Origin of the sequence: Alkaliphilus hydrothermalis, from assembly GCF_016908555.1 — a bacterium.
Taxonomy (GTDB): domain Bacteria; phylum Bacillota; class Clostridia; order Peptostreptococcales; family Natronincolaceae; genus Alkaliphilus; species Alkaliphilus hydrothermalis.
Genome location: NZ_JAFBEE010000020.1, coordinates 34557 through 51106, shown reverse-complemented (window position 1 = coordinate 51106; position 16550 = coordinate 34557). Strand labels below are relative to the sequence as shown.

Annotated in this window: 13 protein-coding genes; all 13 read right to left on the bottom strand. The window is 39.4% G+C overall.

Going from position 1 to position 16550, the window contains the following annotated elements:
- Positions 1-198, bottom strand: a 198-nt coding sequence (locus JOC73_RS12370; protein WP_204403699.1) for a hypothetical protein, incomplete at its 3' end; no start/stop codon positions are given.
- A 249-nt stretch (positions 199-447) separates the two neighbouring features.
- Positions 448-1092 (bottom strand): undecaprenyl diphosphate synthase family protein, encoded by a 645-nt coding sequence (locus tag JOC73_RS12365; RefSeq protein ID WP_204403697.1) that lies wholly within the window; start codon positions 1090-1092, stop codon positions 448-450.
- A 109-nt stretch (positions 1093-1201) separates the two neighbouring features.
- Entirely contained in the window at positions 1202-1462 is a 261-nt protein-coding gene (locus tag JOC73_RS12360) for a GIY-YIG nuclease family protein (RefSeq protein WP_204403696.1), read from the bottom strand.
- Between the two features lie 14 nt (positions 1463-1476).
- A complete protein-coding gene (locus tag JOC73_RS12355; RefSeq protein WP_204403694.1) occupies positions 1477-4182 on the bottom strand; it encodes an ATP-binding protein in 2706 nt (901 codons plus the stop codon).
- A complete protein-coding gene (locus JOC73_RS12350; RefSeq protein ID WP_204403692.1) occupies positions 4179-5477 on the bottom strand; it encodes a metallophosphoesterase family protein in 1299 nt (432 codons plus the stop codon). The genes JOC73_RS12355 and JOC73_RS12350 overlap by 4 nt, the downstream gene beginning before the upstream one ends.
- A 22-nt stretch (positions 5478-5499) precedes the next feature.
- Positions 5500-7107: a gamma-glutamyltransferase gene (gene ggt / locus JOC73_RS12345; RefSeq protein WP_204403690.1), complete on the bottom strand. Its 1608-nt coding sequence runs from the start codon at positions 7105-7107 to the stop codon at positions 5500-5502.
- Between the two features lie 134 nt (positions 7108-7241).
- Positions 7242-8285, bottom strand: coding sequence for an S-methyl-5-thioribose-1-phosphate isomerase (mtnA, locus tag JOC73_RS12340; RefSeq protein WP_204403687.1), 1044 nt, complete (start codon positions 8283-8285; stop codon positions 7242-7244).
- A 27-nt stretch (positions 8286-8312) separates the two neighbouring features.
- Positions 8313-9515, bottom strand: coding sequence for an S-methyl-5-thioribose kinase (gene mtnK, locus JOC73_RS12335; RefSeq protein WP_204403685.1), 1203 nt, complete (start codon positions 9513-9515; stop codon positions 8313-8315).
- Between the two features lie 131 nt (positions 9516-9646).
- Positions 9647-10297: a class II aldolase/adducin family protein gene (locus tag JOC73_RS12330; protein ID WP_204403683.1), complete on the bottom strand. Its 651-nt coding sequence runs from the start codon at positions 10295-10297 to the stop codon at positions 9647-9649.
- A 437-nt stretch (positions 10298-10734) separates the two neighbouring features.
- On the bottom strand, positions 10735-11898 hold the full coding sequence (locus JOC73_RS12325; RefSeq protein WP_204403681.1) for a YecA family protein: 1164 nt from the start codon (positions 11896-11898) through the stop codon (positions 10735-10737).
- Positions 11899-11958: 60 nt separating this feature from the next.
- On the bottom strand, positions 11959-13242 hold the full coding sequence (locus tag JOC73_RS12320) for a chloride channel protein (protein ID WP_204403679.1): 1284 nt from the start codon (positions 13240-13242) through the stop codon (positions 11959-11961).
- A 120-nt stretch (positions 13243-13362) separates the two neighbouring features.
- Complete coding sequence (locus JOC73_RS12315; protein WP_204403677.1) at positions 13363-15291, bottom strand: DNA topoisomerase; 1929 nt, start codon at positions 15289-15291, stop codon at positions 13363-13365.
- 105 nt (positions 15292-15396) lie between these two features.
- Positions 15397-16500: an alanine racemase gene (locus tag JOC73_RS12310; RefSeq protein WP_204403675.1), complete on the bottom strand. Its 1104-nt coding sequence runs from the start codon at positions 16498-16500 to the stop codon at positions 15397-15399.
- Positions 16501-16550: the final 50 nt, after the last annotated feature.

The following is a 16550-nucleotide window of genomic DNA, read 5'->3' as shown; positions in this document are numbered from 1 at the left end:
CGACGCGTATAAATAATACGCAAGGGTGCTGTGTTCTTGAAGTGACGCAGAAGATGACAGCTTTTCAACTGGCATAGCCTGTTCAAAATGCCCTAGACTCAAGGAATAAGAAAGACCAGCGATCGTCGCGTATAAATAATACGCGAGAATGCTGGTCTTTTGAAATGACGCAGAAGATAGGGTATTTTCAATGATCATAGTAGACAGTTCAAAAGCCGTTAGATTCAAGGAACAAAAGAACACAGCGAACGACGCGTATAAATAATACGCAAGGGTGCTGTGTTCTTGAAGTGACGCAGAAGATGACAGCTTTTCAACTGGCATAGCCTGTTCAAAATGCCCTATATTCAAGGAATAAGAAAGACCAGCGATCGTCGCGTATAAATAATACGCGAGAATGCTGGTCTTTTGAAATGACGCAGAAGATAGGGTATTTTCAACAGGCTACTACCCTCCTAGGGTAATATCTTGTAGCCTATACCAGTCAAGCGCATCATACAAATGCTGGGGTTTAAAATCTGGCCAATATTCATCCACTACATAAAAATCAGCGTATACCGATTGGGCTGGTAGGAACCCGCTGAGTCTCCTTCTTCCTCCCCATCGGATGATTAAATCTATTCTTGAGACATCATTGGATTTAAGCCCTCCATAATAATTTGTCTTGATGCCATCTTCATTTTTAGTAAGATGTCCTAAGTCCCATTGCCAACCATAGTTGACTAAGAAATTCACCTTTAAGGTTCCCTTGCCAAGGGCTTTTCTTTTGGTAAAGGGCAAAAGTTCCTTTGGAAACATGGGGGAATCCGTATTTCCTAAGACCAGAAGTGAGGCATCTTCCTCCGCCAGCATCTTTACTGCCTTGATGCAGGCATCTGTAAAGGCTCTAGTTTGCTGACTAGGCCGTTTTGTATTATCCATCGTGAATCCATAATATGAGACTTCCTCAATTCCTTGCTCCTTGCAAAGGCGGAAGAGTTCTAATCCTGGGTCTAAACCTTTGTCGTATCCCATTTCTTTTGTAAGTCCCTGCCCCTCTGCCCAACGCCGATTGCCATCTGGGATAATTCCGATATGTTTTGGTACTTTCATCCTTTTCCCTCCTAAGTAATACTTAGGTGTATCATTGACATTTTCTTTATTAACGATACATGGAAAACTCAAAAGGGTTAAGGGATATTCAAAAGTGGAATTGCTTACGCTAGTCTATTGGAGTCTGACTAGTCTCCATTATAAGTTTCTCCTTCTTCTTCCTACTAAGTTTCCTCAAAGCAGCCTCCCTCTTTTGGGCTTCACTCCTATTGGGTAGTTCTTCCCAATAGACCATCTTTACAGGTAATCTGCAACGGGTGTACTTTGCCCCTGTTCCTTTGTTGTGGGTCTTTAGACGGGCTTCCAAGTCTACTGTCCAACCTGTGTAGAGGCTCCCATCATTGCATTCCAGCATATAGGTATATGGCATAAGTCCACCTCCTTTTAATCTAACTGGATCCGCTGTACTCCAAAGGCATCTTCAATTTTCCTTGCCATCCAATCGTGGCAGGTAAACATAAAGATTTGTCTCTTTTTACTGATTTCCTTTAGGAGTTGAAGATTATAATCTAGACGTTCCTCATCCCAATTGATTAATAATTCATCAAAGGAAATAGGTAGGTTTTCACCCTTACCATCTAAATGATCAATCAATGATAATCTTAAGGATAAATAGAGTTGATGGAGGGTTCCCTTACTGAAGGTTTCCGTAACCCTTCTAGGTATTGGGTTATATTTTTCCTTTAAAAGAATTGTCGTCCCCTCTTGGCTTTCCTCCAGATAGATGGTGGTATATTTCCCTCCTGTAATGAGGTCAAGATACCTACTGGCATTTTTCAGTACATCCGGTTGATTTTCTTCCCTAAAGAGTTCTTCTGCCCTCCCCATTACCTCTGCCAATAGCATGAGGGCATCTCTTTTTTCAAAGGCTTTTACTAACTCTGTCTGCAATAGTAAAATTCTACTTTCAATTTCATCCAAAGTAACTGACTTCAATAACTGTTGGATTATGATTTCCAGCTCCTTTTTCTCATCCTTTAGGTTTTGGAGATTTCCTTCTATTTCCTCGACCTTTTCCTCTGCCCGTTCTATTTCTAAATCAGAAAAAATCCAAGCCTCTTCTTGGGGATAGCTGTTAATTTCCTTCGTTAGAGAATCAAGGTCAGGTATTTTATTCAGTTGTTCCTCCATAAGGTAGATTTTCCCTTGAAGATGTTGGTTTTCTTTTAAAGTCCTTAGACCTACCTCTTTGGAGCCACCCCCAAGTGCCTTTAACTTCTCCATCAACACCTCAGAAGTAGAAACAGAATCCTGTAGCGTATCCTGCAACTCCTTTAATCCTCTCTCCAGTTCTGCTAAATCCTCCTTCAGGGTTTGATTAATGACTTTCTTATTTTCAAATAGAGGAATCATCCTCTTAAGATATAGAAACTGTTGCCCTGCCTCCATATCTTTATTATTGAATTGCTCTAAGAATTGGGTTATCTCCTTAGATACCACGTCCTCCTGCTGTTGCTTATCCTTTAGAGATCTTTTCTTATCCTCCAACTGATAAATCAAATCCTTTACCTTGATTAGATTAGTTAAAAACAATTCCTGTAGATTTTCCAGCACCAGTTTAGGAATTGGTATGGCTTCAAATTTTTTAAAGATTTCCTTTTGCTTTTCTTCCAGTTCCACAGTCAACTGCTGTTTTCTCTGTAAAAGATCCTTTTCCTTGTTTGATCCCCTTACTTCCTCCATCAGTTGCTTTTTAATTCGGTGTCCATTCATCCAATCGGTGACACCATAGATGATGGCGATCCCTCCAAGTACCTGTAGCGGAGTTAAATTCAATACCAAACCTAGCACCATTAGAAGAAACCCAACAATTCCAGCTACTATGTAGGCATTAGATGTCTTGACCTCTTTTTTCTGCTGATGCTGATAATGAAGTAGTCCCTCCACCTCCCGTAAGCCCTCTTTAGCTTTTTGCTGGGCGGTAATCATCAGTCCTAACTCGGGAATATTTAATCCTTTAATCCTTTGAGGGGTTTCTCCCTCAATATCCTCGGTAATATCCTTAGTGAAAAGGTCACGGGATTCCTGTTTCAAACGATCCTCAATCCGTAGGGTTTCCTGTTGCAGTTGTTGATTTTCCGCCCTCAGATTTTCTAGTTTAAGGTGCCTTTTATATTCCTCCTCCACCTGGTCCTTTTTAGATAAAATTAAGTTTTCCTCTGTCGTAAAGTCGTGGATTTTTTCCTGTTTTTCTGAAATGGCATCCTTTTTACGCTCTATGGCTTTTTGTAGGTTCTGTTGTTGTTCCTCCAACTCCTGCAATTTCTCTCCTACATTGTGGGAGAGGGACTCCAATAAAGGATTTTTTATCTGTTGTCTCCTCAATTCCTCCACCTCAGAAATCATTGCTTTAATGGGAGTCAATTGTTTTGCCCTTTTCAACTGCACTTTTAGGATGATTTTTTCCTCGGTTTTTTCTTCGATTTTACTTTTAGTTACAGCTAATCTTTGGTCATAGTTCTTTAATCGAGATTGAGTTGCCAAGGCCTCTTGCTTTTCCTTTTTCAGCCCCTGAATTTCTGTTTCAATTTCCTTTACTAAAGTTTTTCCTCGACCACTATGCCTATGGATTGTATTTGCCTCTTCATTTATTTCTTTGATTACATCTTTCGTATTTCTAATATTGATATTGCCAAAATTGGCTAAAAGCTTGTCTTGAACCTCGTCCCAAGCCTTCCCCTGAATTTCGACTAAATCCTCCACCCTTAAAGAATAGATTTTATTATAGATTTCCCAGGAAATATGATTTGCAAAGGGGAGGGGGGCATTCTTCAACTCAATTAAATTGTCGTCCATTGTCATTTGTCCCTTTGGACTACTTAAGAGTCTTCTATATAAATGAACCTCTTCTCCTTCATCTGTGGTGATTACACTTTTAAATTCAATTCTCTCATTTTTCCAAGAGGAATAGGGATGATTTTCACTCTTAGCAGGTGAAAAACCAAATATTAGAGAGTTGATAAGATTAAAAAGGGTTGTTTTTCCTGCTTCATTTTTTCCATAGATCACCACCATACCTTGATCTAAGGAGTTTAATGTGGTGTCGCTGAACTTCCCAAAATCTATAATTTCCAGTTTTTTAATCTTCATTGATCCTCCACCACCATTCGATGTACCGCTTGTTCTGGCAATCCCTTTAGGAGTTTACTAATATATTGGAGCTTTTCTGCATTGGTTTTCATTCCCTTATTGGCGAAGGGCAATTTTAGGAGTCTTTCTAATAGCGGGTTTTCTTCCCATTCTCCACGAACTTCCCCTTTTACTTGTCCTTCCTCAACTACCTCTTGTACTTCCTCCAAAAAAGCCAGTATCTTTGCCAATACATTATCTCCATCCCTGTAATCTTCTACATTTTGTAGGGGTAATAATTCCTCTGTCTTTACCTCCACAGACAAAAGATTAAAGTGATATTTTAAATCCTCCTCCAGTTGACGGATGTTTTCTTCCTCATGAAGTTCCTCCCTTAGGGGGCATCTACCCTTTAGCTCTACCCGTAGGATTCCCTCCATCCTAGAGGGAGCATACCCTCCCTCTAAATGGTTTGTGGCTAAATCTACTAAATAATCCTTCATTTGATTGTAGGAGGTCATTTCCTCCAGTTGATCCACCGATAGGGTACTCCAGATTACCTTAGCAAAGTTTTTGAACTCCACCTTAGTCAATCCGTTTTCCTCAATGGTCACCAGTAGGCCACCCTTTTCTCCAGTTTCCCTAGGATGTCTTCCCTGTAGATTGCCACTGTAGTAGATATTCGTAGCTTCACCGATTTCTTGGTATTGATGAATATGTCCCAAAGCCCAAAAGTCATAACCCTTTTCCAATAAATCCTCCTTGGTGCAGGGTAAATATCTGTCGTGCTTTTCAACATCACTGGCATTGGTGACCATGGCATGGACTAACCCTACATGGGGAATATCACCCCTTTTAACAGGAAACTCTTGTACTAAATTTCGAGATTCCCTATTTGTCTTATGTCCTACAGAAATGATTTTACCTATGATTTCTCCTTGAAGATTTGAAACATCTACATCACAAATTTCATCATTTGCAAATACCATTACATTATCGGGCCATCGGATAGCCCCCACCCTCGAACGTATCTCCCCAGGGTCATGATTCCCTGTGGCATAGAATACTTTAATGTTGTGTTCATTTAATCTATTAAAAGACTTGATCAGCAATTCCTCTGTCTGAAAGGATAGTTGGTGATTGTCAAACAAGTCTCCTGCAATCAATAGGGCATCTACTTTTTCTAGTATACAAGCCTCAATCACCTCTAAAAAAGCCATTCTCAAACTACCCCTTAGTTTTTCTCGAATAGCACTTTCCCTTGAGTAAAAGGTAGTATCTAAATGAACATCCCCTATATGAATGAATTTTAACATACTAACACCCCACTAACTCTTATTACCAAACAGCAATCCCTCCGTCGGTTCTTGATTCTGTTCCACCTGCTAGGACACCCTTCTCGTCCCTCCAGATGATTTGCCCTCTACCAAATACCCCTGATTCCTCCGCTTCGATAAGATCATGTCCCTTTTTCTTTAGGGCAGCTTGGATTTCTGGTGCCATGGTCTTTTCTACATCAATTCTCTTTTCCTTGCTCCAATGCCAACGGGGAGCATCTAGGGCCGCCTGTGGATTAAGATTAAAATCAATTGTATTCATCACCACCTGTAGGTGTCCTTGTGGTTGCATAAAGCCCCCCATTACTCCAAATGGTCCTACAGCTTTACCATCCTTAGTTAAGAAACCAGGGATAATGGTGTGGAAGGTCCTCTTCCCTGGTGCTAAAGCATTGTGATGATTTTCATCCATTGAGAAGTTATGACCTCTATTTTGAAGGGCGATTCCCGTATCAGGTACGACTAACCCAGAACCAAAGCCCATGTAGTTACTTTGGATGAAGGATACCATGTTCCCCTCTCCATCGGCAGTGGCTAAATAGACAGTTCCCCCCTTTGGCGGTGTTCCTGCCTCTGGTAGGATTGCCTCAGACCCGATTAATTTTCTTCTTTCTGCTCCATACTCCTCTGAAAGCAGTTCCTCCACCTTTACCTTCATGTCCCTTGAATCTGTAATATACTTTTGACCATCCACAAAGGCTAGTTTTAACGCCTCCATTGTGATATGGTAAGTATCAATATTTTCTCTTTCTGTAAACTCAAATCCCTTTAGGATATTTAAAGCCATTAGGGTGATGAGTCCTTGACCATTTGGCGGAATCTCCCATACATCATATCCTTTATAGTTCATTTTTATTGGATCCACCCATTCTGGCTTGAAGGCTTCTAGGTCTGACTTCTTTAAATATCCATTATGCTTCACTGAAAACTCGTGGATTTTGTCTGCTAATTCACCTTTATAAAAGGCTTCTCCATTGGATTCTGCGATCAATTCCAATGTTCTACCGTGACCTGGTGATTTCCAAATCTCCCCTGCTTCTGGTGCTCTTCCCTCTGGTGCAAACACCTTGAACCATTCTTGAAATTCTGGTCCTTGAAGATGCTTTTTGTAGGCTTCTACAGCTTTACCCCAATATTTCGCCGCCACAGGTGAAACTGGGAACCCTTCATTGGCATAGGTAATGGCTGGCTTTAGTACTTCTTTCAAAGGTAATTTACCAAATCTTTTTGATAATTCTCCCCAAGCCGCTGGCGCCCCAGGTACCGTTACTGGAATCCATCCAAACTTAGGAATTTCTTCTTTGCCTGCATTTTTCAATTTATCTATACTGATGCCCATTGGAGAAGGTCCACTGGAATTTAGACCATATAATTGATCCTTTACCCATACTAAGGCAAAGGCATCTCCACCAATCCCGTTGGAGGTGGGCTCCACCACCGTCAAGCAGGCTGCCGTAGCAATGGCGGCATCAATGGCATTCCCACCTTTTTTCATGATCTCCATTCCTGCTTCTGCCGCCAATGGTTGAGAGGTAGCCACCATTCCCTTTCTTCCGTAGACTACCCTCCGTTGAGATGTGTAGGGATATTCTAATGCATTATATTTCATTTTATCTCCTCCTTCATCATTCTAAAAACAAATTTCGTCTATCTAAATAGATTCAATTTAATCTTTCAGTTTCCTGCAAAAAAAGAAAACTGCCTCTATTATTTTTAAGCAGTTGCAGTTTCTTTTGTATTAAATTAAAACAGCTTCTTTAAATTTTCATTAAAAGGTGGATACACAATCCCCTTCTCCGTCACAATGGCAGTGATTAAATCATTAGGAGTCACGTCAAAGGCTGGATTGTAGACCTTAATATCCTTTGGTGCGATTTGTTTACCAAACCAACTAGTTACTTCCTCATGTCCTCTTTCTTCGATTGGAATTTCCTTTCCTGTTTCCATATCAAGGTCAATGGTTGGGGTCGGAACAGCCACATAAAAAGGAATGTTGAAATACTTTGCCAAAACAGCTAAAGACATTGTTCCTATTTTGTTGGCAGTATCCCCGTTTGCTACTACTCGATCTGCTCCAGTAATGATGGCATCAATCTTTCCTTGGGACATTAAGAACCCTGCCATGTTGTCGGTAATCAAGGTAACATCTACACCACCACGGGCTAATTCGTAGGCTGTCAGTCTTGCCCCCTGTAGGTAGGGTCTTGTTTCATTGGCATAGACTTTGATATCCCAGCCCAACTCCTTTGCAATATACATTGGAGCCGTAGCCGTACCATATTCTGATGTTGCTAAGCTACCTGCATTACAGTGGGTCATCAAGGTCATGTCTTCCTTTAATAAAGAGATCAGATTTTCACCGATGGCTCGATTAATGGCGATATCTTCTTTATGGATGATCATAGCTTCTTCTAAAAGAACTTTTCTTTTCTCTTCTAAAGATACTTCCCCTAGGGTCATGGCCTTTGCAATCATTCTCTTCAATGCCCAGAAGAGATTCACCGCTGTTGGTCTTGACTCTCCTAAGTAGCTGGCTTGCTTTTGCATCTCCTCCATGAATTCCGAATGATCTTCACTATTGATGTGTTGGGCAGCAATGGCCATTCCATATGCTGCTGTAATACCAATCAAAGGTGCTCCCCTTAATTCCATATCTCTAATGGCGTGGAATACTTCCTCAACAGTTCTCTTAGGATTATATTCCTCCACCTCTGGCAATTTCAATTGGTTCAATATATAAAGGGTGTTGTCCTTCCACTCTAATGGCTTTAAAAATTCCGTTGTCATCCTTCCAATACCTCCTAATAGATTATCCTAGTAGATTCTTTCCTTCACTAGCTTTGTTACTGCTTCGATATTTTCAAAACTATAGCGATCCATCATAATTTCCTCCGCCAGCTCTAGAATAGTAATTTGTACATCTTTTCTTTTTTCTTCATTTTCGATTCCATCCACATCTAGGTTGTGGGCTAGACCGTGCATTCTTCTAATCATTACCGCGGCTGCAAAGCCTAGAGCATCTCGGAAGATATTTTCCATATAGTGTGCTTGATAGCCTTCCACTTTAGCGATGACATCCTTGGCATCCTTGTCCCAGTTTGCCTTAAACTTCTTCACAAATAGGTTGTAGTATCCATTGATGGAATCCAATAAATAGTCTCGGTAGTCCTTCACCTTCCCTGGTTCTTCATCCTTACCACTCCAAGAAACATAGTTGATTAAGAAGTTACCAATCACCTTCCCTACATCAAAGGCAGATGGACCAACAAAGGCAAACTCTGTATCAAAGGCAACTGTTTCCTCTTCTCCAGCAAATATCGAACCTGTATGTAGATCCCCATGGATTAAGCTTTGGGCTTCCGTTAAAAATTTATATTTTAGTTTTGCTGTCTCTAGTCTCAAGTATTGCTTTTTCCAAAAGACTTCCTCTAAGTAAGGTCTTAAGGCAGGATTGATATTATTGCTTTCTGCATCAAAATATGGATCAGTGAAGATTAAATCCTCTGTAATCTTGCATAGCTCAGTGTTGATGAACTTTGCCACCATCTTTTTCTTATCCTCTGAATCCATGTATAGGTCCGAAGTATAAAATAATGTATCTGCTAAAAAGGTGGACATATGCTCTGGGAACTTCGGATATTTTTTCATCTTAATCATCCCATGTCTCATCAGTTCAAGACGGGATAAGTCCTCCATGATGATTAAAGCGAGGTCATCATTACGATGATAGATTTCTGGTACTAATCCTTTAGCCAATTTGCTTTGAATTTCCAATGCATTTGCTTCAAAGATTGTTCTATCAATACTTAGGGGCCAGCTTTCTCCTACAACCCTTACATAGGGTAGAGCCTGCTTAACAACTACAGATTTACCTGTAGCCTCTTCTTTAACGATAAAGACTAGATTTAGATTTCCATCCCCTACTTCTCTAGTGGCAAGAACTGATTCGTTGGCAAACATACCAATCTTCTTAACATATTCTTCTACAGTTGATTCAGTCATTTGAAAATATTCCAAGAAAATTCCTCCCTTTTTATTAATCATTATATTAGAGTAGATTAGTCCAAACCTTATGGTTGATTGTTGATACTAATTTTTGATACTACCTTTTGATGATTATATTTTGATATTCACAAGTAATCTATCTCCTATTTTATACTGGTCTTACTATAACTCTCTAAATAGATTCGCCTCATATCTTCGATTTCCTTTTCACAAAGCCCTCCTGGTGCTTTATTCATTCCTTTAACAATTGAAGCTAACTGGGCTGACTTTTCTGCCACCTCTGCAGACGTCCAGGCTTCCTTTAGATTTCTTCCTACAGCCACAAGACCATGCTTTGCCATGAGGACTGCGTATCTGCCATCTTCTAAAGCCTTTACCACATTTTTTCCTAGTTCATCTGTTCCTGGAAAAGCATACTGGGCTACTGGAATACTTCCCCCTATAATCTGGGCTTGATCCTCCGTATAGCAGGGTACCTCCTCCTCTATGGCTGCAAAGGCACTGGCATAAATACTATGGGTATGGACAATACCATTGATTTCTTCATTATGTAAGTAAATCATTCTATGGAGGGGCATTTCACTGGAGGCTTTTCGACTTCCCCCTATTTGTACCCCGCTTTCTAAATCAATGACAGCTATTTGGTCCTCTGTTAAATCTTCGTAGGTAACACCCGATGGGGTAATCCATAGTTGATTTTCTTTTCTAACACTGACATTTCCCCATGTCCCCTTTACTAATCCGCTCTGTACCATTTTCAAACTGGTTTCAATAATATTTTTTGCAATTTCCATTTCTTCACCTGCTTATCTATTTTTTACTTCTAACATTTTGCTTATAGCCACATACATAGTTAAGTTGATTATACATTACTAATAAATTACAGTAAATAACTAATATCTACTTTCCTTGCTTTCCATACTTTCTATATTGTTATTGTACCTATTGTTTCCTTAATTTTCAAAATTAGTGGCAAGATTCATAAAGAAATCATCAGATAATTTAAAATTATGATGTTATAAGTTCATTTTCGCATATTTACAAAAATTTCAAATTTTATTCATATTGTCAATCAAATCGCAATATGAATGATAAATTTAGGAAATTATTCCAATAAGCTATAGTATACTAACTCAGTCCAAAACAAAAATTCGTCGATCTCCAGTAGTTTTTACGCTATTGGAGGTCGACGAATTCCATTTACACGTTATTGGTTATACTTTATCTTTTATCATCTTCCACAACATTTCTTATACTTCTTTCCACTACCACAGGGGCAAGTATCATTTCTACCTACTTTGATTGCTTCTGGCTGTTCTTGTGGGACTAGAGGATGATTCCCCCTGATCTCCGTTGAAGTGTGACCTTTGAGGACCCATTGTCTAGTATTGTTATATATTCCTATTATCATGTCTAGTATCATTTGTAGTTCATCTTGGGTGGGAATTTCAAAGAATTGTTGAAAATACTCCAGCAATTCCCCTGGAGGACAAAGATTTCTAATCATATCCTTCAGAATTTTAATTTCATCCAAAGCCTCAATTTTACTAAGCTCATAATGGCTATCTAAAAAGGCCATGAGCCTTAGATCATGTCTATTGATTTCCTCATACTCTGACTTACCAGCTTCTAGTGCTTGTTTTAGAGTCAATGGATAATAGGGAAGATCCCCTCTTGAATAATGCTCCATTAGGATTTCTTCAGGAATGTTCATATTTAGATGATGAACGTACAGACCGGTAAATACAAACTCGGATTCATAGACATCATCATTCTCAATAATCTTTACAAAAACATTGTAGTCTATCTCTTTTCCCAAAATTTTTACAACATAATCATAAAGTTCATCAATAGTTAAAATCCCATAATAAAATATAATCCCGTTAACCACCTGTAGGATTTCATTAATGGTCTTAATTTGCTTATTAAAAGCTAGACTATCGAGGACCTGTAGGATTGGGTCTAACAACTCTATTGGGATAAACACCTCTGTTGAACCATCTTCAAATGTTCCAGAAAAACATAGTCCTTTTTTTCTCAATATGTCAATCTCATATTCATGTTCCTCTGCAATAGTCAGTCTACCATTGTTTTTTACCAGTTGTTTTATAAGCTTTAATTCTCCATTGCCGCACATCAGCAATAACTGCTCCACTTGCACTGGCAATTCTTCTGCTAAAACAAGAATAAGCTTCTTCTTACTAAACTGACTTACACCCTTAAGTCCTATATTTCTTCTGATGTTATCTAACTCTGCTTTAGTCAATCCATCAAGATAGTTCTCAAAGGAGTCATCCTTCTTAATTGAGCCGTACAATTTGTTACATGCTTTTACTATTCTCTTTTCGACATTTTGAGCCATCCTGTTCATTGCATCATCAAATTCTTTAGTCATATTTTCACCAACTTTTAATTGTTTTTAAATTATTCTTTAATTATTATAAACTTTTTAATTCTAATGGCCGCCATGCTTTCGATCCCGCTTTTTAATCTCTTTAAAATCATTGTATTGCCAATCGTCAGGGCAACTGATTCCATAGATAACATGACTATGACCTACGGCATAACCAATAATACTTCCCAATGCAGCAGGAACACCTAGTTTATAACCAGCCATCTCCATCAACATGACGGCGGCGGCAATCGGTACATTGGCGACACTAGCTAAACTAGCGGCCATCCCTGATACCACCAATGAGGAAGATAAAGCAGGATCTGTCACCTTTAGTATCGTAGAAAAACTATTCCCTGCTATTGCCCCGATAAACAGTGCCGGAATCACCAACCCCGCGCTTCCTCCTGAGGCAACTGTAAAGGAAGTAGCAAACATTTTCCCAACCAGCAGTAGCAGTAATAGGGTAATCGGTAAATTTTTATCAATCATGGTTTGTATCACATCAATGCCTGTCCCAGAAACCTGCGGCAATTGCATAATAATTAATCCTGTTAAAAGCCCTCCGATAATAGGATGAATTTTCTTTCCAGGCAACTTACAAAACATCCTATACACTACAGTATATACCTTCGTAAATATAATCGATAATATAACAGCAACGATGGCAGATAGAAGAAACACGGGAATGTTGGATACATCAGGTAGATAATCTGGTATATCAAACATTGGGGTTGGATGAACCAACATCCTATACACTACAAATCCCATAATTGAGGATAGGATGGCAGGAAATAAATCCGAATAGTGCAGTGAGGAATGATAAAGAACCTCAGCAACAAATATACCACCCCCTATGGGCGAACGAAAAATCGCTCCAATAGCCCCTGCTGCACCACATATGGTGACAATATCAAACTCCCGCCCAGATATATATCTTCTCAGTATGGGTACACTGGCTATGGCATCCGTCAAACTGGCACCAATCATTAACATAGGTCCTTCTACTCCACCACTTCCTTTGAATCCTAATGTGACGGCTGTAGATGCTATTTTTGTATAAAAATTCTTAAAAGTAAGGTGATATTGCTCCTCTAGATTTACAGCATCTATATAGTGGTCGGTACCTAATCCTGCTGCATGGGGGTCATATAAATATATTAACGAGATTATAATGCCGCCAATGGCAGGTGCAATCCACAGGGGAAATCCTCCTCCGAAATGTTTGACAAAGATAATTGATTTTTTTAGCATAACAGCCGCCAAGCCACCTCCCATACCTGCTAGGGTAGCAATGGACAACCATTTACTCATATATCCTGAAATGTATTGATGTAATTTCTCCATTTTATCCCTCCAAAATGTAATAAATATACATGTCATGCAATAAAATCAACATATTTTATATTAACATATATTGAAGGTAGATTCATTAATATCATTAATCTTTTATAAAAAACTTTATGTCTACTTTGCTTTGTTTAACACCTTAGAAACCTTTCTAGTAATGTATTTTTCTAGCTTTTCCATGTACTCATCCTTTTGCAATTCCTTTTTAGCCACCATTTCTAATCCCTTTTCCCAGCTGGCGGTCAGCTTTGGATTCAATAGGTCTGGAATGGATTTTTTTACAACTAAATAAATCAGTTCCCCCAAGGAGGTTGGGGTTAATACTTGGGTTTTATCATGACAATCAATGTACTCTATCCTCATTAGTTTTTTAATAATCTCCGCTCTAGTGGCACTGGTGCCTATTCCGGATCCTTTAATTTGCTCCCTTAGCTCCTCATCCTCTATCAATTTACCTGCATTTTCCATAGCTAAAATGATGGACCCAGAGGTATATCTTTTGGGTGGGGTAGTCTCTCCTTCTTTAATTTCTAAGGACTTCAGCTCCACCTGCTGACCTTTTCTTAGACTATTCAGGAACTGGTTTTCTTCTCCACCTTTGTCTTTATCATCTAAATCGGGCTTTAAAATTTCTAGATAACCCTGTTCTACACAGACCTTTTGATTTGTTTGAAAAAGCTCACCCTTCACTGCCGTTACAATAGCAAGTTTTTGAAAGACTGCAGGAGGATAGAAGATGGCTAAAAACCTTAAGGTAATTAATTTATAAATCTTTTTATCCAGTTCCTTTAGCCTATTGTAGTTCTCAAATCCCTTACCTGTTGGAATGATGGCATAGTGGTCGGTGATTTTATCATCATTTACATATTTAGAGGATTTGATATTCTTAATCCACTGGTTTTGTAAAACCTTTGCTGCCCCATCTTTGATATTTGTATTTCCCCGAAACTCCATTAAACCCTTTAAATGATTATTTATTTCCTTTGCCACTGCCGTTGATAGAACACGGGCATCGGTCCTAGGATAAGTGACTAGCTTTTTCTCATAGAGGGTTTGTACTGCGGTCAGGGTCTCGTCCGGATTGATCTTGAATTTTTTACTACACTCCGCCTGCAACTCTGCTAGATTGTATAGCAGGGGTGCATATTTCTTCTCTTTACTTTTTTTCACACTATCAATCTGAGCCTTTACTGGGGTTTCATTCCCCATTAGGTCCTCGATTAATTTTTCCGCATCCCTTTTTTCTTTAAAACCATTGTCATTGAAGAGCATAGGGGACATATGATATCTTGAAGCCTCAACTGCCTTCCATTCTCCCATATATTCATCAGATTCAGTTTTACCAAAGGTTCCATTGATTTTATAGAAAGGAGTTTTGACGAACTTCCTCACTTCAATCTCTCTGTCAACAATCATCCCCAGTACACAGGTCATTACCCTTCCTACTGCAACAACAACATGTTCTTTTTGAAGTTTTTTTGCAATCACCTTACCAAAAATTAAGGTCAATAATCTAGAGAAATTAATCCCTGCTAAATAGTCTTCCTTTGCCCTTAGAAATGCCGAATCCGATAAGGGGTCATATTCCGAGAGGGGTTTTGCTTCTTTGATACCCCTAAGAATTTCCTCCTCCGTCTGGGAGTCGATCCAAACCCTCTTTTTGTCCTTCCCCTCTACCCCAACCATTAAATCCACTAAGCGATAGATGTATTCCCCCTCCCGTCCAGAGTCAGTACAGACATAGACGGAGGTAATATCGCTACGGTGAAGAAGTTGCTGAATGACATCAAATTGATTTTTGACTGTTGGAATAACCTCATATTTATACTCCTTTGGTAAAAAGGGCAGGGTTTTTAAAGACCATTTTTTAAGGGCCTCATCATAGGCATCAGGATAGCTCATAGTAACTAGATGCCCCACACACCATGTAACCACGGCTTCCTCTGCCTCCAAATAGCCATTTCTCCGTTGGCCTTTAATCTTTAGAACCTTAGCAAATTCCATTGCTACACTGGGTTTTTCTGTAATATATAAAGCTTTACTCATTTTAAATCCCCACAATCTAACTTTTATAAAACAAATTAATATAAATCTTCCTCATCATCTATAGTCTTCTTTAGTCTATTAAATAAACTACTAATACTCATTACATTATTGAGATATTCCCCTTGCCGTAACTTCAATCATTGTTTCCACTTGATTATTTCTTAGTCCATAGATTTCCTCCACCATATTGGCTACGGTACAGGCATGGTTGGGTATGATTTCCACCTGTTGCCCCACCTTTAGGCTGATTTTTTCTGGATCATAGATGAGCTTTCCTAGCTCCTCCGACAATCCCTTGATGAGAATATCTTCATACCCTACCACAATACCATATCCTTTAATATTGTTATTGCCATGGGCCCCTGCATCGAGACATAGGATTTTACTACCTGCATCTATGATAGCTCGACCTGCCTCTGGAATACTAATGACGGTTGCCAGTACCTTCAATGCACAACGCTCCACAGGTACAGCCCCCAGGGCTACTTGAACTGCATCATAGAACACATAGTTACCTGGTCTAATTTGCTTGATTCCCTTGTAGTCCTCTATTTGTTTCACTGTCGGTGTAGAACCTATCGCCATAATACTACAGTCCACACCTAATTCTTGAAGAATTTCAGCCGACTTCATGATGGCTGATATTTCTTCCTCGGCGGCTTTCTTTACCCCCTCAATGTTGGTGGCACCATAGACATGTCCACCATGGGTGGCGACTCCAACGATTTCAATCCCCTTCATCGCCTTAATAGATTCGTATAAACCTTGGACTCCCTCTGGTGTTACCCCCAAGCGATTTAATCCACTATCTATGATGATAACACACTTTCGGCAGATATGCTGCTTCAATGCCCTTTCATTTAAAATCGTGGCTGATTCCAAGGAATCTACACTACAATATACCTCAGCTTTTTTGGTTAGTTCCATTAGACGGTCAAGCTTCTTTTCTCCAATGATGGGGTATGCCAGCATGACTCTTTGGACTCCTGCCTCCACCATTTTCTCTGCTTCCCCTAATTTTGCCGCCAAAATCCCCTTCGCCCCCATATTTAGTTGCTGTTGGACAATGTATTTACTTTTGTGGGTTTTGATCATGGGCCATAGTTCAACATTATGTTCCTTTGCCAGATGAGCCATTTCTTTTATGTTTTCCTCTAGACGATCTAAATCCACCACCAGACATGGGGTTTCCAGCTCTTGTTTTTTCACTTCCAACACCCTCTCTTTTTATATAGTGAAAATTTATATAATATCAATAC